Raw genomic sequence first — 25,684 nt, 5'->3', positions numbered from 1 at the left:
CTGTACGGACGGGTGAACGGACCGCGCCGCCGGGCCGTACAGACGGACAACGACGACCGGCCGCCTGCCGGGTCCGTCGCCACATCAGTCCGCCTCGTACGGAAGGACCCTCGGGTGCCGCTCATCACGCAGCTGCGTCAGCTCCTGGCCAGGGGGACGAACCGGCGCCGGAGGCGGGCCGTCACCTCCGTCCTCGCCGCCGTGCTCGTGTTCGGCGCGCTGGTCCTGCCGGACGACCTGATCCGCCTGACGCCCGGCGCGTTCGTCCGGATACCGGTGGAGGGGATCGCCGGGGCGGCGCTGCTGCTCCTGCTGCCGCCGAGGCCGCGACGGGTCGTCGCGGTGCTCGCCGGCGTGGTCCTGGGCCTGATGACCCTGCTCGACCTCCTCGACATGGGCTTCCGCGCGGTGCTGGTCAGGCCGTTCGACCCGGTGCTGGACTGGGGGCTGTTCGGCGACGCCGCGTCGTTCCTCGACGACTCGGCGGGCCGGACGGGGGCGATCGCCGCCGTCGTCGGGGCCGTGCTCGTCGCGCTCGCCCTGCCCGTGCTCATGGCGCTGGCCGTGCTCCGGCTGAGTCATGTCCTGGCCCGGCACAGCTCCCTGGCGACCCGCGGCACCCTCGTCCTCGGGACCGCCTGGCTCGTCAGCGCCGCGCTCGGCCTCCAGCTCGCCGGGGCGCCGCTCGCCTCCCGCACCACCGCCGAACACCTCGACGACCGCGCCCGGCAGGTGCGGACGAGCCTGGCCGACGAGCGGGTCTTCGCCGCGGAAGCGGCCACCGACCCCTTCGGGAGCACGCCGCCCGACCGGCTGCTGAACGGACTGCGCGGCAAGGACGTCATCTTCACCTTCATCGAGAGCTACGGCCGCACCGCGATCGACGACCCGGTGATAGGCCCCGGCGTCGACACGGTGCTCGCGGACGGGACCGAGCAGTTGCGGCGGGCCGGCTTCACCGCCCGGAGCGGCTGGCTCACCTCCTCGACGGCGGGCGGCGGCAGCTGGCTGGCGCACTCCACCTTCCTGTCCGGCCTGTGGATCAACAACCAGCAGCGCTACCGCACCGTCACCTCCAGCGACCGGCTCAGCCTGACCCGCGCCTTCCGGCGGACCGGCGCCTGGCGCACGGTCGGCATCATGCCGGGCGTCAGCCGGTCCTGGCCGGAGGCCCGCTTCTACGGTCTCGACACCGTCTACGACTCCCGCACCCTCGGCTACCAGGGCCCGAACTTCAGCTGGTCGCGGATGCCGGACCAGTACAGCCTGTCCGCGTTCGAGCGGCTGCAGCACGGCAAGCGGGGCGGCAAGCCGCTGATGTCGGAGATCATCCTGACCTCCAGCCACAACCCGTGGGCGCCGCTGCCGAAGATGCTCGGCTGGGGCCGGGTCGGCGACGGCTCGGTCTACCGGGCCGTCAAGGCGGCCGGCAAGGACCCCAAGGACGTGTGGCAGGACGCCGCCCGGGTCCGCACCGAGTACGGCCGGGCCATCCAGTACTCGCTGCACAGCCTGCTCTCGTACGTCGAGAAGTACGGCCGGAAGAACACCGTGCTGGTCTTCCTCGGCGACCACCAGCCGGTCCCCACCGTCACCGGCCAGCACGCCGGCCGGGACGTACCGGTGGCGATCGTCGCCCACGACCCGGCCGTGCTGCGCCGGATCTCCGGCTGGGGCTGGCAGCCCGGCCTCCGGCCCGGAGCCAGGACGCCGGTCTGGCGGATGGACACCTTCCGCGACCGCTTCCTGACCGCCTACGGGCCCCGGTCCGGCTCCGCACACCAGGCGCGGAAGTGACCCCTGCCCGCCCCGGATCGACGGTCAACCCCCGGCGAAATCATACCCATTCGCCCTGTTGAGCATCGCTCAGCCGCTGCCTATGCTCGGCACGCACCGACGCACACCACGTGGAGTCGGGCCGCACCCCGCCAGGAGCCCGAATGAGCTTCAACCTCGCCATCGCTCTTCGTGAATCCCGCCGGAACCACCCGGACAAACCCCTGTGCCACCACGGCACGCGGACCGTCAGCTATGCCGGGGCCGACGAGACCTCCGGCCGGGTCGCCGCGACCCTGCGCGCGCTGGGCCTGCAACGTGGTGACGTGGTCGCCGTCCACCTGCCCAACGTGCCGGAGTTCCTGTTCGCCTACTTCGGCATCCTCAAGGCCGGCCTGGTCATGGTCCCGCTCAACCCGCTGCTCAGGGCCCCCGAGATCGCCTACCACCTCACCGACTCCGGGGCCCGGCTGCTCCTCACCCACGAGGAGTTCGCCGACGAGGCGGTCAAGGGCGCCGAACTCGGCGGCGGCGTACCGGTGTACGTCGTCCCGGTGCCCGGCAGCGCGCGGCGGATCGCCGGCACCCGGCCCTACGACGAGCTCACCACCGCCGACGACACCGGCGAGATCGAGCCGGCCGACGCCGACGACACCGCCGTCCTGCTCTACACCAGCGGCACCACCGGCCGCCCCAAGGGCGCCGAGCTCACCCACTTCCAGCTCTACATGAACTGCACCGTCACCGGCGAGCTGTTCGGCTGCCGCCCCGACGACATCGCCCTCGCGGTGCTGCCGCTCTTCCACGTCTTCGGGCTCTCCGGCGTCCTCAACCTGGCCGTCCGGTACGGCGGGACGCTCGCCCTGGTCCCGCGGTTCGAGACCGGTGCGGTCCTCGACGCGCTCGAACGGCACCGCTGCACCATCTTCGCCGGTGTCCCCACCATGTACACCGCCCTCCTCCAGGCCGACACCTCCCACCGGGACCTGACCGCACTGCGCGTCGGGGCCTGCGGCGGCGCGCCGATGCCGGGGGAGACCATCCGGGCCTTCGAGGAGAAGTTCCCCGGCGTGGCCGTCCTGGAGGGCTACGGCCTGTCCGAGACGGCCAGCACCGCCACCTTCAACATCAGTGTCGAGCAGCGCAAGGTGCTCTCCATCGGCAAGCCGATCTGGGGCGTGGAGGTGCGGATCGCCGACGACACCGGCGTCGCGCTGCCGCCCGGTCCCGAGCACGTGGGCGAGATCCTGATCCGCGGCCACAACGTCATGAAGGGCTACTTCCGGCGTCCCGAGGAGACCGCCGAGGCGCTGCGCGACGGCTGGCTGCACACCGGGGACCTCGGCTACCAGGACGACGACGGCTACTTCTTCGTCGTCGACCGCAAGAAGGACCTGATCATCCGCGGCGGCTACAACGTCTACCCGCGCGAGGTCGAGGAGGCCCTGTACGCCCACCCGTCCGTGGCCGAGGCCGCGGTCATCGGCCGCCCCGACGACCGGCTCGGCGAGGAGGTCGTCGCCGTCGTCGCGCTGCGCCGCGGTACGCACACCACTCCCGAGGAACTCACCGCCCACTGCCGGCAACAGCTTGCCGCGTACAAGTACCCCCGCGAGATCCGGCTCGTCGACGCGCTGCCCAAGGGCCCCACCGGCAAGATCCTCAAGAAGGAGCTGCGCGCCGGGTGACGTGACCACCCGGCACCTCCCTGTCCATGCCTGTGGCATATGCCAATGACCCATGCCGTCATGCATATACGGAAAAGCGGACATAGTATCAAAAAGCGTTCAGGTTGACCGCGCAGGACGGTTGGCGTCCGTCCGGTCACGGGAGGAGGCGGTTCGCTTTGAGCCGCATACACCGCCTGATGGCCGCGTACGTCATCCTCGTGATCCCGCCCACCGTGATCTACCTGACGGTGCCCTCCGCACACACCGTCACCTGGGCCGCCATCGTCCTCGGCAGCGTGTGGGCCATCATCGCCGGGATCCGCATGCACCGGCCGGCCCACGCCTGGCCCTGGCTGGTGCTCGCCGCCGCGAACCTCGCCTTCGGCGCCGGCGACACCACGTACAACGTGCTCAACACCTTCCTGCACCAGGACAACCCGTTCCCCTCCCTCGCCGACGTCTTCTACCTGGCGACCTACCCCCTGTTCGCCGCCGGGCTGCTGGGCTTCATCCGCTACCGCCGGACCGGCCGCGACGTGGCGAGCCTGCTGGACGCGATGATCCTCACGTCCGGCCTGGCCCTGCTCTCCTGGGACTACCTGATCAACCCGTACACCACGGCCCCCGACATGACGTGGGTCCAGCGGACCATCTCGATCGCCTATCCGCTGGGTGACGTGCTGATGCTGGCGATGCTCGCCCGGCTGCTGACACCCGGCTCCGCCCGGACCCGGGCCGTCCAGTTCCTCACCCTCGGCACCTTCGGCATCCTCTTCTCCGACGTCCTGTACGGGCTCCTCCAGCTCAAAGGGGTCTGGCAGGTCGGCACGCCGATAGACCTGGGCTGGGTGGTCTTCTTCACCGCCTGGGGTCTGGCCGCACTGCACCCGTCGATGGTGGAACTGACCGAGCGCACCCCCGTACGCCAGGCGGGTATCCACCCCCGGCGGCTCGCCGTGCTCGCGCTGGCCTCGCTCATCGCGCCCGTGCTGCTCATCCAGGAGGCCGTCCGTGGCGACCTGCAGGACGTGCCCGTGATCGCGGTGTTCTCGGCCGTGCTCTTCCTGCTCGTGTTCGCCCGGCTGTCGGGGCTGGTCGTGGTGCACCTGAGGGCCGTGACCCGGGAACGCGGCCTGCGGGTGGCGGCCGCCACGCTGGTGTCCACGTCCGGCGTCGAGGAGATCGCCCACTCGATCCGCCGGGCGGCCGGACCGCTCTTCGGCCCCGGGGTGGGCTACGAGGTCGCCCTGCTGACCCTCACCCCCGGCGAGACCCGGCTGCACACCGTGCCCTCCGCCGCACAGCCGCACACCTGGACCGTCGACTGGCAGGACGAGTCGGCCGACTCCTGGCGCCCCCGGCTCCTCGCCCGCGAGACCCAGATCGTGCGCGTCGCCGACCTCGGCCCGGAGGCCGCCGCGGAACTCGCCCCCTTGCCCAGCGCGCTGCTCTGCCCACTGGCCGTCAGCAACGGCCCCGCCGGGGACTCCCTGATCGGTGCCCTGATCGTCGCCGGCACCGAGAAGAGCCTGGCCGAACGGTGGGGCTCCTTCGAGACCCTCGCCGCGCAGGCGGCCCTGGCGATGGAGCGCGTGGCGCTCGGCCAGGAGATCAACCGGCGCAACAGCGAGGCGTACTTCCGCACCCTGGTGCACAACACCTCGGACGTCATCCTCATCCTCGACGACGACAACACCATCCGCTACGCCAGCCCCTCCGCGGAGGGCATGTTCGGCCGCACCCCGCTCAACGGAGTGCGCCTCGCCGACCTCATGGCCGAACAGGACGGCGAACGCGCCCTGCGCGCCCTGGCCCGGATGCGCGACGGCGACTGCCAGGACAGCCGCGACGACTGGCAGGTCCTGCACAGTGACGGCGCCCGCATCGACGTCGAGGCCCGGTGCAGCAACCTGCGGCACGACCAGACCGTCCACGGCCTGGTCCTGACCCTGCGGGACGTGACCGAGCAGCGCAAACTCGAACGCGAACTCACCCACCGCGCCTTCCACGACGCGCTCACCGGCCTGCCCAACCGGCTGCTCCTCCTGGAGCGGATCGAGCGCGCCCTGCTGCGCGGCCGCCGCGACGGCACCGTCCCCTGCGTCCTCTTCATCGACCTCGACGACTTCAAGGTCGTCAACGACACCAGCGGCCACTCCGTCGGCGACGCACTGCTGATCGCGGTGGCACGACGGCTGACCGGAACGATGCGGGCCAGCGACACCGCGGCGCGCCTGGGCGGCGACGAGTTCGGCGTGCTCATGGAAGGCGTGCGCGAGCCCGCCGACGCCGAAGCGCTCGGTGAACAGGTCGTACGGAACCTCAACCAGCCCTTCCGGCTCTCCGCGCAGATGGTCAGCACCTCCGCCAGCGTGGGCATCGCCACCGCCCTGGACAGCGCCGACGCCGAGGAGTTGCTCGGCCACGCCGACCTGGCCCTGTACGCGGCGAAAACGGCCGGCAAGCGGCAGTGGCGCCGCTACCAGGCGGGGCTGCACACCGGCATGCTCGAACGGCACGAACTCCGGTCCCGGCTGGAGGGCGCGCTGGACGCGGAGGCGTTCGACGTCCGCTACCAGCCCATCGTGGAGATCGCGACCGGCGCGCTCGCCGGCTTCGAGGCGCTGGCCCGCTGGCCGCACGCCCGGCGCGGCTCGGTGACGCCCCATCAGTTCATCGCGCTCGCCGAGGAGACCGGGCACATCATGCCGCTCGGCGCCTGGGTGCTCCAGCAGGCCACCGCCAACCTCGCCCGCTGGCAGCGCGAGCTGCCCCGGCCGGACCCGCTGCACATCAACGTGAACGTCTCCGCCCGGCAGTTCCGCGACCCCGGCTTCCTCGACGAGGTCCGTGCCGTCCTCGACGCCACCGGAGTGGCCCACGGCTCCCTCGTACTGGAGCTGACCGAGACCGTCCTGATGCACTCCGACGAGCAGATCCGCGCCGTGATGGGGGCGCTCAAGGATCTCGGCGTGCGCATGGCGATCGACGACTTCGGCACCGGCTTCTCGTCGCTCAGCTATCTCCGGGAATTCCCCATCGACCTGCTGAAGGTCGACAAATCGTTCATCGACGACATAGGCGTCGATACCCAACAAGTCGCCCTGGTCGAGGGTATTGTGCGCATCGCCGACACGCTCGGTCTGCAGGTCATCGCCGAAGGCATCGAAGAGGACGTGCAACGGGACCGGCTCCTGACCATGGGGTGCCGGTACGGGCAGGGCTATCTGTTCGCCCGCCCGATGACGGTGGACCAGGCGGAAGAGCTGCTGCGGAGCACGGCCGAGCGCCGGGCCCCGGTCCTGGCCGGCAGCGCGGCGACCAGCCCGGTATCCCGCCGGACCACCGCACCCTCAGACCCACAGCGCACCGGTACCCGCCGGTCCGGGGCGGAGGAGGACCACGTGCACAAGGCACTGAGGACAACCGGCGGAGCACGACGCGATCCGCGGTGGGGCGAGCTCGAACGCCTGAGACAGACCAACCCCATGTGCGACGCGGTCATCGACGAGGTGGACGGCCGGCACCTGCGCAGCGGCGACCACTGGCTCATCGACTTCGCCTCCTGCAACTACCTGGGCTTCGACCTCGACCCCGAGATCATGGCCGCCATCGAACCGCAGGTCCGGCGCTGGGGCACCCACCCCAGCTGGTCACGGCTGATCGGCAACCCCCGGCTCTACCCCGACATCGAGGACCGGCTCACCGCGCTGCTCCACGCCCAGGACAGCCTGCTGCTCCCCACCATCACCCTCATCCACGCCTCCGTGATACCGGTACTGGCCGGCGAGGGACACATCTTCGTCGAGGCCCGCGCCCACCGCACGGTCTACGACGGATGCCTGGTGGCCCGGGGCCAGGGCGCCACGGTGCAGCGCTTCCACGCCGACCGGCCGGACGAACTCGAGGTCCTGCTGCGCTCGGCGCCGCGCGGAGCCTCCCGCCTGGTGTGCCTGGACGGCGTCGACAGCATGACCGGAAATCTCCCCGACCTGCCCCTGCTCGCGGGCATCTGCCGGCAGCGGGACGCCCTGCTCTACATCGACGACGCGCACGGGTTCGGCGTCATCGGCGAGCGCGGCACCGGCGAGACCTCCCCGTACGGCAGCCGCGGCAACTGCATCGTGCGGCACCTCGGCGAGACCTACGACGGCATCGTCCTGGTCGGCGGCTTCTCCAAGGCGTACTCCTCGCTGCTGGCGTTCCTGGCCCTGCCGACGTGGCTGAAGAACCACCTCAAGGTCGCCGCCGCGCCGTACCTGTACTCCGGGCCGTCCCCCACGGCGTCGCTCGCCACCGCGCTCGCCGGCCTCGACGTCAACGACCGGCGCGGGGACACCGTCCGGGCCGCCCTGCACCGCAAGACCGCCCGCATCCTGGACCACCTCTACCTGCTGGGCATCGAGACCCCCAACGAAAGCGGACTGCCCATCATCGAGCTCCCCCTCGCCCGCGACTCCGACCTGGGCGACGTCGGCCGGTTCATGTGGGACCGCGGCATCTACGTGACGCTGGCGGCGTACCCCCTCGTCCCGCGCAACCGGGTGGGCATCCGCATCCAGGTCACCGCCGCGAACACCGACGACGACATCGGCCGGCTCAACGAGACGATCTCCGCCCTGGCCGAGCGGTTCGACCTCCGGCAGAGGACCTGAATGCGCGTCATGGAGGATGCGGGCCGGGCCCGCCGGGTACGGCTGCTCACCCCGCTCGCCCACCGCGACTTCCGGGTCCTGTGGATCGGGATGAGCATCTCACTGGTGGGCGACGGGGTGCTGCTCGTCGCCCTGGCCTGGCAGGTCTACACGCTGTCCGGCTCGCCCGGCGCGATGTCCGCGGTCGGCGTGGCACGGGCCGTGCCACAGGTCGCCCTGGTGCTGCTCGGCGGCGTGGTCAGCGACCGCTTCGACCGCCGGCGCACCATGCTGATCAGTGACCTCGTCCGCTTCGTCTGCCTGCTCACGCTGGCCGTCCTGGCCCTCGGCGGCGCCCTGGAGCTGTGGCAGCTGATCGTCGTGGTCATGGTGTACGGCGGCGCCGCCGGATTCTTCCCCCCGGCGTACGACGCCGTCGTGCCGACCCTCGTCCTGAAGTCCGAACTCGTCCAGGCCAACGCCCTCGACCAGTTCGTCCGCCCGGCCGCCGTCCAGATCGGCGGTACCGCGCTGGGCGGCATCCTGGTCGCCGGCATCGGCACCGGCGGGGCGTTCGCGTTCGACGCGCTCACCTTCGCCGTGTCCGTGGGCTGTCTGCTGTGCATCCGCCCCAAGCCGCCACCGTCCGGCGCCCGGGGCTCGCTCTGGGCCGACCTGCTCAGCGGACTGGCGTACGTCCGGGCCAACAGCTGGCTCTGGGCCACCTTCGTCTCCGCCACCTTCGCCTACCTGCTCTTCCTCGGCCCGGCCGAGGTGCTGCTGCCCTACCTGGTCAAGAACGGGCTGCACGGCTCCGCCGCGGACCTGGGCGTGGTGCTCACCTGCGGCGGACTGGCGTCCGTGCTGGTCGCCCTGGCCGTCGGCCAGACCGGGGTGCCGAGCAGGTTCATCACCTTCGTGTACGTCTCCTGGACGCTGGCCACGCTCGCCGTCGCCGGGTACGGCCTGGCCACCCACTCCTGGCAACTGGCGGTCGCCTGCGCCGCCGTCAACGGCTTCGAGACCGCCGGCCTGGTCGCCTGGGCCACCGCGAAGCAGCGGCTCGTACCGGGCGCCCTGCTCGGCCGGGTCTCCAGCGTCGAATGGTTCGTGTCGATCTCCCTGCTGCCGCTGTCCTACGCCCTGGCCGCGCCGGTCGCGGCCGCCGCCGGCGTCCGGGCGACCCTCATCGGCGCCGGCGTCCTCGGGGCCGTCGTCACCTTGGTCTTCCTCTACGTGCCGGGCGTACGCTCGGTGGACCGGGGCAGTGCGCCCCGCACCGCGAAAGAGGGCACATGAAAGAGCCCGCCGAACACCCGCCGGGTCCGGTCCGCAACGACGACGCCGACTGGGACCACTGGCCGGTCCAGGACTACCTCGCGGAGAACTACCGCGAGATCCACCCCTGCGACGCGGCCGTCATCCGGCACCACTCCGCCTTCTACCGCCGGTTCGCGCCCGGCAGCATCGCCCGCTCCCTGGAATTCGGCGCGGGCCCCAACCTCTACCCGCTGATGCTGGCCGGCGCCGCCAGCCGGCAGGTGGACGCGGTCGAGCGCAGCGCGGCCAACGTCGCCTACCTGACCGGCCAGCTCAGCCACGGCCCCGACGAGAGCTGGCAGGCCTTCTACGCCTTCTGCCGCGAGCTGGACCCCGCACTGCCCCCGACCGCCACCGAGGCCCTGGCCCGCGTCCGCGTACTGCACGACGACGTCCGGACCCTGCCGGCCGGCGCCTACGAACTGGCGTCGATGAACTTCGTGGCCGAGAGCATCACCGAGGACTTCGAGGAATTCGCCCAGCTCTGCCGCACCTACATCGCCACGGTGCGCCCGGGCGGCCACCTCGTCGCCTCCTTCATGGAGAACATGCCGACCTACCGCATCGGCACCGCCCCCGCATGGCCCGGCTGCCCGGTCGACGCCACCGTCATCCGTGAGGTCTTCGGCCCCCGCACCGACGAGCTCGTCCTCACCCATGTGGGCCCCGACCCGACCCGCCCCGACTACGGTGACACCGGCATGGTGCTGCTCCGCGCCCGCACCCTCGCACCGGACGGAAAAGCGGAGGCGGGCATGCGGGACGACCGGGCATAATCGGTCAACTGTCCTGATCTCCGCCCCGGGAGCCCGCCACGTCCGCCGAGCCGCCCGCGCCGTATTCCCCGCCGCGCCCGCTGACCTGGGCCGAACTCGACCCGCAGTGCAACCCGTTCGCCTTCGACGCGGCGGAAGAGGCCACCGTCACCGCCCTGATCAAGGAGTACGTCCCGCCCGTGCTGTCCGGGATGGACGGGTGGTGGCAGGGCGAGCGCTGGTGCGAGGGCCATATCCACCGGATCTTCCTGGAGCGCTACGGACTGTGGGCCCGGGAGTGGAACTGGACCGTCGGCCCGGCCGGGGGAGTGGTCGGCAGCTGGTGCTGCGGCCCCGTCTCGGTGACCACCCCCGACGAGACCGCCGCCCGGGCCGTCGCCGCCCTCCTGGAGTGGCGGGCCTGGCTGGAGGAACTCGCCGCCCGCTTCGAGGAGTTGGCACCGCCCCCGGGTGCGACCCCGGAGGAGCGCAGCTGGCACCTGGAGCGGGCCGCGGTGCGGCTGGTGACCCGGGTACTGGACCGCACCGGTGCGGAGAGCGGCTGGTACGGCCAGTGCGCGCTCGCGCTGGAATGGTTCCTGACCTCGACCGGGATGGACCCGGCGGCGGCCGGTGCGGCGGTGGAGACCGCCATCGGCGGGCGGTTCAGGAGCTGGGCCGCGCCCGGCCCGACACTCATCGACTCGGTCGGCGAGGACCTGGCCGTCGGCCTGACCGGCCGGCAGCCCTACTCCGACCACCGCGAACACGCCCACCTGGAGGAGTTCCATGACCGCCGGCACACCCGCCACTGACGCCGGGCCGCCCGCCCCGGCCGGCGATGCGACGGCCGCCTGGCACCGGGCCAGGGCGCGGGTCGACTGGGCGCACACCGGCGCGTACGAGGCCACCGGCCCGGTCGTCCCGGCCACGGACGGCTTCACCGCCTGGTGCGACGGCCCGGTCCGCCGCCGCGACCCGGTCCGCGCCGGGCGGCTGCGCTCCGCCCACGCGCTGGCCCGCGCGGACGCCACGCGCCACTCCCCGCTCACCTTCGGCCTGCTGGCCGGCTGGCAGCGCCTGGTCCTCGGCACCCCCGACGCACCGTTCCGGACCGGCGACGCCTACGCGAAGAACGGCCGCGAGCGCTACCCGCTGACCCCGCATACCCGCGCGGACTTCGCCCGCTGCCTACGCGAGGCCGACGAGGCGGGCGTGCCGCTGCCCGCCCGCGCCGCCCGGACCTTTCTCGACGTGGCCTTCCACCACCCCTTCCCGGACGGCAACGGCCGGGCCGCGCTGCTCGCCCTCACCTTCGTCCTGGCCCGCGAAGGCGTCGTCCTGGACGAGGTGGGCCCCCTCCAGACCACCCGCTACGCCGACGACCCCGACGGTGCCGCCGACCTCGCCGTACTGGTGGGGATCCTGGTCCGGGCGACCGAGCGCCGCGCGGCCCGCCCCCGCATCCGGCCCGACAGCCACCGCGTCCCCACGAAGACCGCTGCCGTGAGCACCAGATAGCCGAGTTCCAGGACCGCGGCATGCGCCGGGGCGACGCTCGCCGACCAGCCCGCCGCACGCTCGCGTCCCTCGAACACGACCCGGTTGACGCTGAGGAACGCCAGATGCGTACCGATCGCTGCCCACAGCGGGGCGCGGCCGGGAACGGTCCGGGCGGCCACCAGCGTCAGCCCGAACACCGCGAGCAGCACCAGATACGCCGACGGGTCCTGGCCGGCCGGGGTCGCGCCCACCGGCGGCGGATCCTCGCCCACCACACGGGCCGTACCGGCCTGCACCACCGTGGACGCGGCCGGCACCAGCAGGAAGACCACCGTCGTCCCCAGCGCCGACACCACCCCGCCGAACCTGTCCCGCAACGCCGCCCAGGCCTGCCCGCGCAGCGTCGTCTCCTCCGGCAGGGCCTCCAGCAGCACCGCCACCAGCGCATTGCCCGTCAGGAACGCCCCCAGCGCCGCCGGGTCGAGCCCGGACCACCGCACCCACCCGGCCGCCGTGCCCGCCCCGAGCACCAGGCCGGCACACGACACCGTGACGGCCAGCCCGCCCAGGAAGGCCCGCACCGCGGCGGCCGGCGGCCCCGCCCCCAGCCGGCGGCCGCCCGCCCACCGCCCGGCCGACCGCAACGCCCGTACACCGCCCACGGCCACCACGCTCACCAGCACCGCGGGCAGCAACTGCCGCGCCCAGCCGTCCGCGCCGAGCGCCCGCGCCAGCCGTTCCCCCAGCGCATTGCCCGCCCCCAGCGCGACCGCCATCACCGTACCCCCCAGCAGCGCCCGCCCCCACGCGCCCCACCCCGACACCACCGGGCGTGCCCCCGTGGTCCCGCTCCCGCTGCTCTTCGTGTCCACCGAAGTACCGGCCATCGCCCTCGCGCTCCCTTCACGCCCGGCGGGTGTCCCGGGACGTACGGATGCCCGCGCCTTCGGCGGTGAAGCGGCACCCGGGCGCGCATCCCTCGCACGCCCGGGGAAACCCTCCTGCGGGACGACCCGGCGCCGGCGGGAGCTACATCCCTCGGCGGTCACCCGTGGTGCGGCGGTCGTAAGCCGTCCGCAGGAGCCGTCACAAGGGGCCGGCGGGCGAGCCGGGTGGCAGTGGTCAGGCGACCTTGGCGCAGATCATCGTCCGGCCGTCGTAGACGTTCCAGGAGTAGCGGTAGTGGCCGGGATCGGCCGGGCACGCGTTGGTGCCCGCCGAGGCCGACAGGACGGCGGTGATCTGCATGATGTAGTTGAACGCCCGGGGCACCTTGTCGGCGTTGCAGTTCCACAGGGTGAGGAGGTTGGCGCCGCCGGGCCGGTTGCCGCTGGCCTTGGCGAGGAAGCACTGGCCGTTGCGGAACTGCCGCTCCACACACAGGTTGACGGTGGAGTAGTCCTCGGCGGAGTGCCACCAGCCGCCGCGCCCGCCGCCGGACGGGCAGGTCCCGGAGCCGGCGACGCGGGCCACCCGCAGGTACGCGTTGGCCGCACCGCAGTCGACCCGCGAGGGCACCGTACGGCTCCAACTCCCGTAGCCGTCCTGGTAGGCGTCCAGGCAGTCACCGGCCCGCACGGCCGCGAAGGCCTGGTCGACCGGGCCGGGCGTGCGGGTCGTGGCCACGGGTGTGGGCACGCCCCCGCTCCCGCCGCTGCTGGCGGCCCCACCGGACGTCCCGCTCGACGAACTCGCCGAGGAGCTCCCCGAGGAACTGCTCGACGTGCCGCTCGACGTCCCGCTCGTCAGCCCGGAGCTGAGTGAGCTCCCGCCGCCGGTGTACGTGCCGCTCGACGAGCTCCCCGAGGCGCTGCTGGACGAACCGGACGACGAGCCGGCGGTGTCGGCGGCCTTCCAGGGCTGCCAGACGAACACCGTGAACGCGATGAGGACGAGCACCAGCCAGCCGCACCCGCCGGACGAGGAGCTGCTGCCGGAGGAGCTGCCGCCGGAGGTGGTCGCCGGCTTCGGCGTCGCCTTCGCCGCCGGCTTGGGTGCCGGCTTGGGTGCCGGTGTCGAGGCGGGCTTGGGCTTCGCCTGCACGGGCTTGGGCTTGGGCTTGGGCTGGGGCGTCGGCCTGGGCTTCTGCTGTGCCGGTTTCGGTGTGGGCTGCGGCTTCGGCTTCGGCTTCGGCGGGGAGTTCGGCGTGCCGGCGCGCTCCCGCTCCCGCTGCTCGGTGTAGACGCGGGTGGGCCCGGGCGGCGGCACCTGGCGCGTCCGTGCGTCGAGGGTGCGGGCCTCCGCATCGCCCTCCGCACGCAGTGCGCGCCCCTGCGCCTCGTACTCCTGGATCAGCGCGGTCCACCGCGGCGGCAGCCAGCGTTCGGCGCGGCGCGAGGTCGGTACCCGTTCCAGCCCTTCCTGGAACTCCCGCAGGACGTCGGCGGGCCGCGGCCGCTCGTCGGGGTCGATGGCCAGACACGGGCGGATCAACGAGCCCAGTTCCTTGGGCAGTCCGGTGAGGTCGAGGTCGCCGCGCTGGACGACGGCCAGCAGCCGGATCATGTCGCCGGTCTCCGGGTACGGCGGGCGGCCGACGGCGAGATGGAAGAGGGTGGCGCCGAGCGAGTAGACGTCGGAGGACGCGGTGGAGGGCTCGGCGCGCGCCTGCTCGGGCGAGGTGAAGGCGATGGTGCCCAGCGTCAGCGAGGTGCGGGTGAGGTCGTAGGCGTGCGAGATGCCGAAGTCGATGAGGCGGGGCCCGGACAGCGGCAGCAGGATGTTCTGCGGTTTGACGTCCCGGTGCACGATGCCCTCGTCGTGCAGGGTGACCAGGGCCTGTGCCGTTCCCGCGGCGATCCAGCGCACGGCCGTACCGGGCAGCCGTCCCGCGGTGCGGACGAGTTCGGACAGCGACGGCGCAGGGATGTACTCGATCGCCATCCACGGCTGCTCGGCGTCCGGGTCGGCGTCGAGCACCCGCGCCGTATGGGGGCTCTCGATCCGCCGGGCCAGCGCCACCTCGCGGGCGAACCGCCGTCGGTCGGTGTCGCTGACCGCGCCCTCGGCGAGCAGCGTCTTGACGGCGACGAGCGATCCGTCGGCCGTGGACCGCCCCAGATAGATCCGCCCCATGCCGCCCGCACCGAGCCGCCCCAGCAGCCGGTACTCACCGAGCCGCTGTGGGTCGTCGCCGAGCGGCCTGATTCCGGTACCGGTCATGCCGTGCCCCCTGGTCCCCCTGCCATAGCACCGGTCAAACACTGCCATGCCGAGGGGAGTTGAGGAAGGCGAAACCGCCTGCCCGCCTTGACCTCAAGTTGAGTTGAGGTTCTACGGTGGGTGCGTTGTTGATCACCGCGCGGGTGCCGGAACCGGAACCCGGAGAAGGGACTCAGGAACCATGGAAGGCAAGGGGAACGTGGCACTCAAGGACTACCCGGAGGAGGGACTGGCCGCCCAGCCCATCGGCGCATGGACCGGAGAGGCCTACCGCCGGGTGGTCGGTGACCTGCGCGCGCAGCTGGCGGTGGAGGGCCTCACGCAGCCGCACTGGTGGACGCTCAACCACGTGGCCGGGGCGCCCGGCACGTGGACCCGCGCCACGCTGACCGAGCGGCTGCGACCGTATGACGACCTCGGCACCGACTTCGACGCCGTCTACGACGACCTGATCGCCCGGGCCTGGCTGACCGAGGACGCCGACGGTATGACGCTGACCGAGGCGGGCGAGGCCGGGCGGCTGCGCGCACACGAGCGCAACCGGCGGGTCCATCGGCGGACGCATGAGGGCATCGACACCGCGGACTTCGTGACCACCATCAACGTCCTGCGCCGCATGGTCGCCAATCTGGGCGGCAACGGAGATCTCCCCTGATCGTTGTGCTCTCCGGCGCCGCCGACCGCCCGCCGCCCACCGCAGGAGCGTGGTGGCGCGGCCGGCGCCGCCAACGCCCCTGCTTCCCGGCGCGAGGAGACAGTCCGATGGCCCCTGCCCAGCACGACGGCGGTTCCGGTACGCCCGCACGGATGACCCGGTTCGACGACCTCTACGACCAGCCGGACCCGCGCGCGTACTTCCGCGTGCTGGGCGCGCTGGACTACCGGACACCGCATCACGCCCAGGGCGTCTTCCGCCGTCTCCTGCGCGCCGCCGTCGCCGCCGCCCCCGAGGACCGCGCCGCCGGCGAGCGGCCCGTCACCGTCCTGGACCTCTGCTGCTCGTACGGCATCAACGCCGCCCTGCTGAACCACGACGTGACCCTGGCGGAGCTCGCGGCCCACTACACCTCTGCGGAGGCCGCCGGCCTGAGCACCGCCGAACTCATCGAGCGGGACCGGCAGTTCTACGCCGCCCGCCGCCGCCCCGACGCGGTGCCCGTCGTCGGCATCGACATCGCCGCACCGGCCACCGGGTACGCCCGCGCGGTCGGCCTGCTGGACGAGGCGTTCGCCGAGAACCTCGAAACCACCGAACCGAGCCCCGCGCTGCGCCGGGCCCTCGCCGGCCTGCGGCTGATCACGGTGACCGGCGGCGCGAGCTTCCTGACCGCCCGTACCTTCCACTCGCTGCTGGCGGAGGACGCGGCGCGGGAGGGCGGCCGGAACCTGCCGTGGGTGGCGGCCTTCGTCCTCCGCACCGGCTCCTACCGGCCGATCGCCGACGGCCTGGCCCGGCTCGGGCTGACCACCGAGAAGGACGGCAGCCGGACCTATCCGCAACGGCGGTTCACCGACGCCGACGAGCAGAAGTACGCCGTCGCCGCGGTGACGGCGGCCGGTGACGATCCGTCGGGCAAGGAGTCCCTCGGCCACTTCCACACGGCCCTGTACGTCTCCCGGCCCGCCGCCCAGGCGGCCGCCCAGCCGCTGAGCACCCTGCTGCCCACCCCGTGACCGTACATCTCATGAATCAGTGGCCGCCCATGGCGCCCGCTTCATGTTCAACCCATTGACCCCGTGCCGGTGCCTCGCTTAACTGCCGTACGCCATCAGCGCGTTGAAACGCCATGCCGGCTCATGTCGGCGGCGTGCCCACGCAGTGAGGAGTCGCCGGTGTCCGGTTCCGGATCGATCAGCCGTCGTCACATCTTCAAGGCATCCGCCGGGGCCGCGGTCCTCGTGGGGACGGGCGCGGGCCTCCCGCTCCCCTCGTCCGCCGCCGCGGCACCCCGTACCGCGGTGCGACCGCCCCGCGACCCGAAGACCGAACGCCGGGTCCGGGCGCTGCTGGCCAAGATGACGGTCGAGGAGAAGTTCGGCCAGCTCCAGCAGCTGACCTGGCACGCCGACACCGGGCCGGGCGACGGCCAGAACAAGGCGTGCGCCGAACTCGCCGCGAAGGGCCTGCTGGGATCGGTGCTCAACCTCACCGGCGCCAAGAAGTGCAACGACCTCCAGCGCGCGGCCGTGGAGAAGTCGCGGCTGGGCATCCCGCTGATCTTCGGCCAGGACGTCATCCACGGCTACCTCACCACCTTCCCGATACCCCTCGCCCAGGGCAGCAGCTTCGACCCCGGCGTGGTCACCGCCGACGCCGAGACCAGCGCCCGCGAGGCCGCCTCGCAGGGCATCCACTGGACGTTCGCGCCCATGGCGGACGTCAGCCGGGAGCCGCGCTGGGGACGGGTGGCCGAGGGCAGCGGCGAGGACCCGTACCTGACGGCGAAGCTGACCGCCGCCAAGGTCCGCGGCTACCAGGGCGCGGACTACGCCGCCAGGAACCGGCTCGCCGCCTGCGCCAAGCACTTCGTCGGCTACGGCTTCCCCGAGGGCGGCCGTGACTACAACACCGCCGACATCTCCGAGCGGCGGCTGCGCGACGTCTGCCTGCCGCCCTTCAAGGCCGCCGTGGACGCCGGCGTCGCCACCGTCATGGCGTCCTTCAACACCGTGGGCGGCGTCCCCGCGCACGCCAACCGGCACACCCTGACCGACATCCTGCACGAGGAGTTCGGCTTCGACGGCTTCGTCGTCGGCGACTACACCGGCGTCCAGGAACTCATCGCGCACGGCATCGCCGCGGACGGCGCCGACGCCGCCCGGCTCGCCCTGGGCGCCGGCGTCGACATGGAGATGGTCTCGACGACGTACGCCGAGAACGGCAAGAAGCTGCTCGCCGAGGGGAAGATCAGCCGCGAGCGGCTGGACGACGCGGTCGCCCGGGTGCTGCGCGTCAAGTTCCGCGCCGGGCTCTTCGACCGCCCCTACGCCGACGAGGCCGCGGAGATCACCGCACCGAGCGCCGCGGCCCGCGCGGCGGCCCGGACCGCGGCCGCCCGCTCCATGGTGCTGCTGCGCAACGAGCGGCACACCCTGCCGCTCTCCCCCCGCAGCGGCTCGATCGCCGTCATCGGCCCGCTCGGCGACGACACCAAGGAACTGCACGGCACCTGGGCGAGCATCGGCGCCGCCGTGTTCCCCGCGGTGTCCGTCCTGGACGGCATCAAGCAGGCCGCTCCCGCCGCCACCGTGCGCTTCGCCCGCGGATGCGCGGTGGAGGGCGCCGACACCGGTTCCTTCGACGAGGCGGTGGCCGCGGCCCGGGCCGCCGACGCCGTGGTCGCCGTGGTGGGGGAGAAGGCCGCACAGAGCGGCGAGGCGGCCGCCCGCAGCGACATCACCCTGCCCGGCGTCCAGGCACAACTCGTGGCGAAGCTGGCCGCCACGGGCAAGCCCCTGGTCGTCGTGGTCCTCTCCGGCCGCCCGCTCGTCCTCACCGGCGTCGCCGACCGCGCCGACGCGCTCCTCCAGGGCTGGCACCCCGGCATCGAGGGCGGCCACGCCGTCGCCGACCTCCTCTTCGGCAAGGTCAACCCCGGCGGCAAGCTACCGGTGACCTTCCCCCGCTCGGTCGGTCAACTGCCGCTGTACTACGCGCACGAGAACACCGGCCGCCCCTTCGACCCGGACAACAAATACACCTCGAAGTACCTCGACCTCCCGCACACCCCGCTCTACCCCTTCGGCCACGGCCTCAGCTACACCACGTTCGCCTTCTCCGGCCTGGAGCTGTCGGCCGGGGTCCTGCCGGCGAGGAGCGTCGCCGACGACGGGGCGACGGTCCGGGCCGCCGTACGGGTCGAGAACACCGGCACCCGCGCCGGCGACGAGGTCGTCCAGCTGTACCTCCGCGACAAGGTCGCCAGCGTCGTCCAGCCGGTCCGCAGACTGGTCGGCTTCCACCGCGTCCACCTGAGGCCGGGGGAGCGGCGGACGGTCCGCTTCACCCTCGGACGCCGGGAACTGGGCTTCCACACCAACGACCCCCGCGGCGAATTCCGCGTCGAACCAGGGGAGTTCGAGCTCTACGCGGGCAACAGCTCCCAGGCCAGCCTGAGGACGGGTCTCATCCTGACGTGACGCCGGGACCGCGGCCGCCGGTGCGCGGGCCTCGGTGGTTCACGGGGTTTTCCGGCCCGGACGCATGCGCCACCGCGGCCGTGGACAGGCTCTTGACGCGGCTCCGGCCGCGCCTCGACACTCAGGGGCGGGAACCCTGGCGAACAGGTGGGAAATCATGGGGTATGCAGGGCTGGGCACCGCTCGCGCGGACGGCGCGATCCAGCCGCTCCCCCTTCTGACGTCGCGTCGCCACATCGATCTGCTGCGCGTCTGCAGCGCGGCGAGTTCGCTCCCCCGAAGCCGGTAGACCGCCGGGCAACGGCCCGTTGAGCCGGCCGGCAGCGGCCCGGCGGCGCCTGCGCGGTGCTGCCCCGCCGCCGTGCGGGTCCTGCGCACATCCGCGCCCCTCGCCACTTCAGAGCACCCCGATCCCAGGGAGTCGTATGTCCACCCCGCCCCAGACCGCCGTCCCCTCCCTCCGCGGCAGGATCGGCGGTGACGCCCGCAGCGGCCACTACCCCGTGCCGCACCGATACCGCCTGCATCTGACGCGGTCCTGTCCGCAGTCCCTGAGAATCGCCGTCACACACGGCCTGCTCGGCCTCGGCGAGACCCTCCCGGTGACTTTGCTGCCGGCCGTCCCCGACGGTCCGGAAGGCGAATACGCCGCCCTGCGCCCGCTGTACGAGGCCAGTTCCCACCAGCACCCCGGGCCGGCGGCCGCCCCGGTCCTCAGCGACGGCTGGACCGGCCGGATCGTCAGCGCGCACGCGCCGGACATCCTGCGGGACCTGGCCGGGCGGTTCCGCGGCGAGGGCCCCGAGCTGTACCCGGCCCCCGCCCGCGACGACATCGAGGAGGTCGCCCGGCTCTGCGAGCACGACCTCCACGAGGCCGCACAGCGCGCCGGCCGGCTCGGCATCGGCAGTTCCGGCCACCAGGACGCGCTGGAGACCCTGTTCCGGGCACTGGACGGGCTGGAGCGGCGACTGGCCGGCCGGGACCACGTACTCGGCGCGGGACTCACCCTCGCCGACGTCCACGTGTGGGTGTCGCTGGTCCAGCTCGACACCGTCCACCGCTGGCATCTGGACGCCACGGCGGTGCACCGGATCGCCGCGTACCGGCGGCTGTGGGCCTACGCACGGCGGCTGGCCGCCCTGCCCGCCATCGGCTCCCATCTGGACCTGGACGGCATCGCCCGCCGGCACCACGCGCGCTGCCGGGGTCAGGAGGCCGCCGGTGCGGCGGTGCAGATCGTGGACTGGGCCGCACACGTCCCCGTGACCTCCCCCTCACGTCCGACTCAACCGACGGGTTGACGACGCCGCCCGGACCCCCCACGTACGCTTCCTTCGTCGAAGCGGCCGGGGGCCGGGAAGGAGCGGACGACGGTGCGTCTACTGCTGGGGATCGCCGGTGCGGTCATCGTGCTCGGGGTCTTCTCCTCGGTGCTGCACTCGCTGGTGATCCCCCGGCCGACGCCGTCCGGCCTCGGCCGGATCGTCCAGCGGCTGGTCCACCGGCCGTTCCGGCTGCTGGCCGACCGCTGGCCGAGCGCGGAGGCCAAGGACCGGGTGCTCGCCCCGATGGCGCCCCTGGCCATCGTCGTCACCCTGATCGCCTGGCTGGGCTGCTTCCTGATCGGGTACGCCCTGCTGGAGGCGGCGGTGAGCCGGCTGGGCGTCAAGGAGGCGCTGACCGAGTCCGGTTCCTCGCTCTTCACGCTCGGTTTCGCCAGCGGTGACCGCGCGACGCTGAACGCCATCGACTTCTGCGCCGCCGTCACGGGCCCGATCGTGATCGGGCTCCAGATCGGCTATCTGCCCGCCCTCTACGCCGCCTACCAGCGCCGGGAGACCGAGGTGACGCTGCTGCAGGCGCGCGCCGGAAGCCCGGCCTGGGGACCGGAGATCCTGGCCCGCTACGCGCAGGTGGAACTGCTGGACAACCTCACCGAGCTGTTCCGCACCTGGGAGCGGTGGAGCGCGGACGTCAGCGAGAGCCACACGACGTACCCGGTCCTGATCCACTTCCGTTCCCCGAAGGTGACCCGCAACTGGCTGATCGCCCTGCTGTCCGTGATGGACGCCGCGGCCCTGCGACTGTCCTTCAATCCCTCCCAGCCGCAGGCCGAGGTGCGGATGGCGCTGCGCGCCGGCTTCGTCTGCCTGCGCGAGATCGCCACCATCGAGGGCATCGCCTACGACCAGGACCCGCACCCCGACGACGCGTTGCAGCTGAGATACGAGGACTTCCTGCGGGGCGTCGAGCGGATGGCGGCCCAGGGCTATCCCATGGAGCGCACCCCCGAGGAGGCATGGCCGCACTTCCGCGGCTGGCGGGTCAACTACGAAGCGCTCGCCTACCGCCTGGCCCGCGACATCGAGGCGGTCCCGGCCCCCTGGTCCGGGACCCGCCGCAGGGAAGTCACCATCCGGACCCCGCTCACCCCGGTCGACCGCCGCCCGGTTACCAGCGAGTAAGTTTGGCTGATCATCGCCTCCCGGGGTCGATCATGCGCCCGTACGCTCACCAGCACCGCAACCGGATGGGTGTCACCGTGGCACGGCGGTCAGAATTCCGATGGAGCATCGATGGCGCGATCCCGCCGTACCCACCGCAGGCCCCACGGCCACCGGCATCGAGCGGCAACCGCCTTACTCGTCACGGCACTTGGCGTCGGCGCCGGCCTCACCACCGCCCCCGCGTCGGCGGCGCCGGCGCCCGCCCATCGGACCGCCGCCACCGCCACCGCGCAGCCCGGCCACCCCTCGTTCCGGCTCGCCGACATCCCCATGAAGGACGGCACCGTCCTCAAGGCCGACGTGTTCACCCCCGCCCCCGGCACACCCGGCGCCGACCGGAAGGGCCACTACCCCCTCGTCGTGCAGCCCGCCAGCTGGGGGCAGAACGACCTGGAGTACGTCGCCCAGGGCAAGCAACTGGCCGCCGCCGGCTACATCGCCGTCACCTACACCGTGCGCGGCTTCTGGCGCTCCGGCGGAGAGGTCGACGTCGCCGGACCCAAGGACGTCTCGGACGTGTCGTCGGTCATCGACTGGGCCCTCGCCCACACCCCGGCCGACCGGCAGCGCATCGGCATGGTCGGGCTCTCCCTCGGCGGCGGAATCACCCTCATGGGCGCCGCGTTCGACCCCCGGATCAAGGCGGTCGCCGCCATGAGCGGCTGGGGAGACCTCACCAACTCCCTGTACAGCGGCGGCACTCGGCACCTCCAGGCCGCCGCCCTCCTCGCCGCCATCCAGGCGCCCACCGGCCGCCGCAGCCCGGAGTACGCGCGGACCCTCGCCGCGCTCTTCGCCGGGCGGGACATGCCCAAGGTGGTCCGCTGGGCGGACACCAGGTCCCCGGCCACCTACGTGAACCGCATCAACGCCCACGGCACGGCCGTCTTCCTCGCCCACGCCTGGGGCGACAGCTTCTTCAACCCCAGCCAGCTGACCGCCTTCTACCAGCGGCTGACCGGCCCCAAGCGGCTCGAACTCCGCCCCGGCGACCACGCCACCCAGGAGCTGACGAGCCTGCTGGGCCTGGACAACCCGACCTGGAAGAGCGCCCGCCGCTGGCTCGACCAGCACCTCAAGGTCACCGGCGGCGGCCACGGACCGCGGCAGTCGGTGGACCTGGAGGTCCGGCCGAACGGCCACCACGAGAGCTACCCGGACTGGCGCACCATCAGCTCCCGCACCGCCCACCTCCGCCTGGGCAGCCCGGGCCCGCTGGAGACCGGCGCGCTCGGCGGCACGACGGCCGGACCCGGCTGGCGGAAGTCCGTCGTCGGCGGCACGGATTCGGGTGCGGACGGCGGCGTCGCCCTCCTCGCCGGGGCGCTCGACCAGGTCGCAGCCCTGCCCCCGACCGTCATCCTCCCCCTGCTCCCGCGCAGTTCCGCCGCCGTCTGGCAGTCGACGCCCTACGCCTCGGCCCAGCACCTCCGCGGCGCCGCACGGGTGCACACCCAGGTCACCGCCGCCGCACCGGAGGGCACCGCGTTCGGCTATCTCTACGACGTCAACGCGCTGGGCGTGGGCAAGCTGATCTCGCACGCCCCGCAGAGCTGGTCCGGCAAGAAGCCGGGCCGCGCCTTCCCGCTCGACCTCTCCCTCTTCACCACCGCCTACGACCTGCCCGCCGGGCACCGGCTGGCGCTGGTCCTGGACACCAAGGACCCGATGTACGCAGGCCGTACGCCATGGGGAAGCCGCGTGTCCTTCGGTTCCACCACGGCCGATCCGGCCGAGCTGACCCTGCCCCTGCGCTGACCGGACCCGCCGCAGCACGGGCAGCACGCGGTACGGCAGACGACGGCCGTACGGCGCGTACTGCGGCTGTTGGGGGCAACCCTGATCCGTGCGCGCGTGGTGCGTGGCATCAAGGATTGCAGGGTGCAAGGGTTGCCGCGGGCCGTCACCGGACCGGCCGGCCGTCTGTCTCCCGGGTCCTTTCGGCCTGCCGCCCGGTGACACCGCGCCCAGCCCCGGGCACCGACCGCGGAGCGACTCCCCTCCCGCCGGTCTCGGTCCCCGCCCCGGGCGGCCGCCGCCGCAGTGGTGCCCCTGCGGCGCACCGGCAGACCTCATCGGGGCGCAGCGGGCCGAGGCGCCGGACAAGCGCCTCGGCTTCGCCGCGGGCGACGCCGCCGCGGGCGCTCGGGGCCGGCACGGCCAGGCGGGTCAGCCCGGATGCGGCCCTCCACGGCGACCCGGCGCGGGCTGAGGTTCCCCCCAAGTCCCCGAGAAGAACAAAGGGCCCCTTGACCTGCGGCTTTACCCACCACAGGCACGGACGCCCGGAAACCGGATGCGAAGTGCCGGACGGGAAGAACGACCAAGCCCCTACCCGGCCCGGACACCGCGGACCGGCAGGAGGAAGTGCCGCCGGGGCCCGCCGCCCGCCGTCCGATGAAAGCGGAACCCGTCAGGCGTAGGCTGGCCGGAACGCCGCAAGTGCGATGGAGGCGGCGCATGACCGACCCTTACGGATTCCTCAGGACACCGCGGCGGCCCGTCCCGCCGCGACCCGTCGAGGAGCGGCTGAACGACTGGCACGAGGTCTACGCGGGCCAGGCGCTGCTCCCGCTCGTGTCCGAGCAGGCGGGGCGCTGCATGGACTGCGGCATACCGTTCTGCCACAACGGCTGCCCGCTGGGAAACCTCATCCCCGAGTGGAACGCGTACGCCTCGCGCGGCGACTGGCGGGCCGCCGCGGAGCGGCTGCACGCCACGAACAACTTCCCCGAGTTCACCGGGCGGCTCTGCCCGGCGCCCTGCGAGGAGGCCTGCGTACTGGCCCTCAACGCCGATCCGGTGACGATCAAGAACGTCGAGCAGGCCATCGCCGACGAGATCTGGGAGCGCGGTTACGCACCCCCGCACCCGCCGCACCGGCTCAGCGGGAAGACCGTCGCGGTCATCGGCTCCGGCCCCGCCGGGCTGGCCGCGGCACAGCAGCTCACCCGCACCGGCCACACCGTCGTCGTCTACGAACGCGCCGATCGCCTCGGCGGACTGCTGCGGTACGGCATCCCCTCGTTCAAGATGGAGAAGTACCAGATCGACCGCCGGGTCGAGCAAATGCTGGCGGAGGGCACCAAGTTCCGCACCGGAGCCGACGTCGGGGGCGAGCTGGACGCCCGTGAACTCAGGAGGCGGCACGACGCGGTGATCATCGCCGTCGGCGCCGGCGAGCGGCGGGAACTCCCGGTGCCCGGCCGCGAATTGGCCGGTATCCACCAGGCCATGGACTATCTGACCTTCGCCAACCGCGTGGTGGAGGGCGACTACGCCACACCGCCGGTCACCGCCGAGGGCAGGCACGTGGTGGTCGTCGGCGGCGGGGACACCGGCTCGGACTGCCTGGGCACCGCACTGCGCCAGGGCGCGTCCTCCGTGGTGCAGCTGGACATCAACCCGGAGCCGGGCCGCGAACGGACGGAGGCCCACCCGTGGCCGACGTACCCGAAGGTCTACCGGATCTCGCACGCCCATGAGGAGGCCCGGGGCCGGGAGGGCACCGATCCGCGTCTGTTCTCCTCCGCGACCCTGGCCTTCGAGGGGGACCCGGCGGGCCGGGTGTGCGCGCTGCACCTGACCGAGGTCGAACCGCAGGCCCGGCAACCGCTGCCGGGCAGCGAACGGGTGCTGCCGGCGGAACTGGTCCTGCTCGCCCTCGGCTTCTCCGGCCCGGAACGGGACAGCGGTCTGCGGACGCAGTACGAGCTCGCGCTCGACGACCGCGGCAACTTCGCCCGGGACAGCGCCTTCGCCGCCGAGGGCACCGGAGGCGCCGAGGGCGTGTTCGTCGCGGGCGACGCGGGACGCGGACAGTCCCTCGTGGTCTGGGCCATCGCGGAAGGCCGGTCCGCCGCAGCCGCCACGGACCGCTACCTGACCGGCGCCACCACGCTGCCGGCACCGGTCACGGCCCACGACCGGCCCATGGTGCCCTGACGTTCCGCTGCGCTTTGCTGGGCCTCCCACGTACCTGGCTGTCCCGCCGCGGGGCTCGCCGTTGCGCTTTGCGGCGCCGCCCACGTACCCGTCTCTCCCGCCGCGGGGCTTGGTCGCCGTTGCGCTTTGCGGCGCCCCGCACGTGGCTGTCTTTCCCGTCGCGGGTCATCTCGCCGTTGCGCCTGCGGCGGGCTGGGTTTGTGGTGGGTGCGGTGACGGGCCTCCGGGGCCTTGTTCGTGGACTGCTGTCGCTTTACGTCCACGAACAA

The 25,684-nt window shown here is 72.9% G+C and carries 15 protein-coding genes and 1 pseudogene; 14 read left to right on the top strand and 2 right to left on the bottom strand.

The window, feature by feature from the left end:
* The first annotated feature begins 114 nt into the window (after positions 1-114).
* The 7 genes from IG62_RS0120665 to IG62_RS49575 all read left to right on the top strand — a co-directional run bounded on the left by IG62_RS0120665 (position 115) and on the right by IG62_RS49575 (position 11,676).
* Positions 115-1,797, top strand: coding sequence for a sulfatase (locus IG62_RS0120665; RefSeq protein ID WP_420711086.1), 1,683 nt, complete (start codon positions 115-117; stop codon positions 1,795-1,797).
* A gap of 143 nt (positions 1,798-1,940) precedes the next feature.
* The gene (locus tag IG62_RS0120660; RefSeq protein WP_030805047.1) at positions 1,941-3,464 is read left to right on the top strand and encodes a long-chain-fatty-acid--CoA ligase; all 1,524 of its coding nucleotides are present in this window, start codon (positions 1,941-1,943) and stop codon (positions 3,462-3,464) included.
* A gap of 158 nt (positions 3,465-3,622) precedes the next feature.
* A complete protein-coding gene (locus tag IG62_RS0120655) occupies positions 3,623-8,101 on the top strand; it encodes an aminotransferase class I/II-fold pyridoxal phosphate-dependent enzyme (protein WP_324604639.1) in 4,479 nt (1,492 codons plus the stop codon).
* A 9-nt stretch (positions 8,102-8,110) separates the two neighbouring features.
* The gene (locus IG62_RS0120650; RefSeq protein WP_158795065.1) at positions 8,111-9,379 is read left to right on the top strand and encodes an MFS transporter; all 1,269 of its coding nucleotides are present in this window, start codon (positions 8,111-8,113) and stop codon (positions 9,377-9,379) included.
* Positions 9,376-10,176 (top strand): methyltransferase, encoded by an 801-nt coding sequence (locus IG62_RS0120645; protein ID WP_051798345.1) that lies wholly within the window; start codon positions 9,376-9,378, stop codon positions 10,174-10,176. The genes IG62_RS0120650 and IG62_RS0120645 overlap by 4 nt, the downstream gene beginning before the upstream one ends.
* A gap of 179 nt (positions 10,177-10,355) precedes the next feature.
* Entirely contained in the window at positions 10,356-10,970 is a 615-nt protein-coding gene (locus tag IG62_RS0120640; protein WP_234326653.1) for a hypothetical protein, read from the top strand.
* Complete coding sequence (locus IG62_RS49575; protein ID WP_063755378.1) at positions 10,945-11,676, top strand: Fic family protein; 732 nt, start codon at positions 10,945-10,947, stop codon at positions 11,674-11,676. The genes IG62_RS0120640 and IG62_RS49575 overlap by 26 nt, the downstream gene beginning before the upstream one ends.
* Before the next feature lie 107 nt (positions 11,677-11,783).
* Here the strand turns inward: IG62_RS49575 and IG62_RS49895 are convergent.
* Together IG62_RS49895 and IG62_RS47855 are read right to left on the bottom strand one after the other, a co-directional pair.
* Positions 11,784-12,434 (bottom strand): annotated as a pseudogene (locus IG62_RS49895) (hypothetical protein); the annotation flags it as partial.
* Positions 12,435-12,780: 346 nt separating this feature from the next.
* Positions 12,781-14,820 carry a serine/threonine-protein kinase gene (locus tag IG62_RS47855; RefSeq protein ID WP_051798344.1) on the bottom strand — a complete coding sequence of 680 codons (2,040 nt, stop codon included), beginning with the start codon at positions 14,818-14,820 and terminating at the stop codon, positions 12,781-12,783.
* Between the two features lie 181 nt (positions 14,821-15,001).
* Between IG62_RS47855 and IG62_RS0120615 the strand changes: the two genes are divergently transcribed.
* The 7 genes from IG62_RS0120615 (at position 15,002) to IG62_RS0120585 (ending at position 25,415) form a co-directional block, all read left to right on the top strand.
* Positions 15,002-15,475 carry a hypothetical protein gene (locus tag IG62_RS0120615; RefSeq protein ID WP_030805022.1) on the top strand — a complete coding sequence of 158 codons (474 nt, stop codon included), beginning with the start codon at positions 15,002-15,004 and terminating at the stop codon, positions 15,473-15,475.
* Positions 15,476-15,582: 107 nt separating this feature from the next.
* Positions 15,583-16,494 carry a hypothetical protein gene (locus IG62_RS0120610; RefSeq protein ID WP_037838802.1) on the top strand — a complete coding sequence of 304 codons (912 nt, stop codon included), beginning with the start codon at positions 15,583-15,585 and terminating at the stop codon, positions 16,492-16,494.
* Between the two features lie 159 nt (positions 16,495-16,653).
* Positions 16,654-18,960, top strand: coding sequence for a beta-glucosidase BglX (gene bglX, locus IG62_RS0120605; RefSeq protein WP_267887892.1), 2,307 nt, complete (start codon positions 16,654-16,656; stop codon positions 18,958-18,960).
* 425 nt (positions 18,961-19,385) lie between these two features.
* A complete protein-coding gene (locus IG62_RS0120600) occupies positions 19,386-20,264 on the top strand; it encodes a glutathione S-transferase C-terminal domain-containing protein (RefSeq protein WP_037838801.1) in 879 nt (292 codons plus the stop codon).
* A gap of 72 nt (positions 20,265-20,336) precedes the next feature.
* A complete protein-coding gene (locus IG62_RS0120595; RefSeq protein WP_030805010.1) occupies positions 20,337-21,428 on the top strand; it encodes a hypothetical protein in 1,092 nt (363 codons plus the stop codon).
* A 111-nt stretch (positions 21,429-21,539) separates the two neighbouring features.
* Positions 21,540-23,228, top strand: a complete 1,689-nt coding sequence (locus IG62_RS0120590; protein WP_051798342.1) for a CocE/NonD family hydrolase — start codon at positions 21,540-21,542, stop codon at positions 23,226-23,228.
* Positions 23,229-23,930: 702 nt separating this feature from the next.
* Positions 23,931-25,415, top strand: coding sequence for a glutamate synthase subunit beta (locus IG62_RS0120585; RefSeq protein WP_030805004.1), 1,485 nt, complete (start codon positions 23,931-23,933; stop codon positions 25,413-25,415).
* Positions 25,416-25,684: the final 269 nt, after the last annotated feature.

The organism is Streptomyces sp. NRRL S-337 (assembly GCF_000720175.1).
GTDB lineage: Bacteria > Actinomycetota > Actinomycetes > Streptomycetales > Streptomycetaceae > Streptomyces > Streptomyces siderophoricus.
This window is presented reverse-complemented; position numbering and strand designations above follow the sequence as displayed.

What these genes read in the sequence shown, in the direction of transcription:
- IG62_RS0120660 (WP_030805047.1), top strand. Translation starts at nt 1,941, where the DNA reads ATGAGCTTCAACCTCGCCATCGCTCTTCGTGAATCCCGCCGGAACCAC.
- IG62_RS0120650 (WP_158795065.1), top strand. Translation starts at nt 8,111, where the DNA reads ATGGAGGATGCGGGCCGGGCCCGCCGGGTACGGCTGCTCACCCCGCTC.
- IG62_RS0120645 (WP_051798345.1), top strand. Translation starts at nt 9,376, where the DNA reads ATGAAAGAGCCCGCCGAACACCCGCCGGGTCCGGTCCGCAACGACGAC.
- IG62_RS49575 (WP_063755378.1), top strand. Translation starts at nt 10,945, where the DNA reads ATGACCGCCGGCACACCCGCCACTGACGCCGGGCCGCCCGCCCCGGCC.
- IG62_RS47855 (WP_051798344.1), bottom strand. Translation starts at nt 14,820, where the DNA reads ATGACCGGTACCGGAATCAGGCCGCTCGGCGACGACCCACAGCGGCTC.
- IG62_RS0120615 (WP_030805022.1), top strand. Translation starts at nt 15,002, where the DNA reads ATGGAAGGCAAGGGGAACGTGGCACTCAAGGACTACCCGGAGGAGGGA.
- IG62_RS0120610 (WP_037838802.1), top strand. Translation starts at nt 15,583, where the DNA reads ATGGCCCCTGCCCAGCACGACGGCGGTTCCGGTACGCCCGCACGGATG.
- IG62_RS0120600 (WP_037838801.1), top strand. Translation starts at nt 19,386, where the DNA reads ATGTCCACCCCGCCCCAGACCGCCGTCCCCTCCCTCCGCGGCAGGATC.
- IG62_RS0120590 (WP_051798342.1), top strand. Translation starts at nt 21,540, where the DNA reads ATGGCGCGATCCCGCCGTACCCACCGCAGGCCCCACGGCCACCGGCAT.
- IG62_RS0120585 (WP_030805004.1), top strand. Translation starts at nt 23,931, where the DNA reads ATGACCGACCCTTACGGATTCCTCAGGACACCGCGGCGGCCCGTCCCG.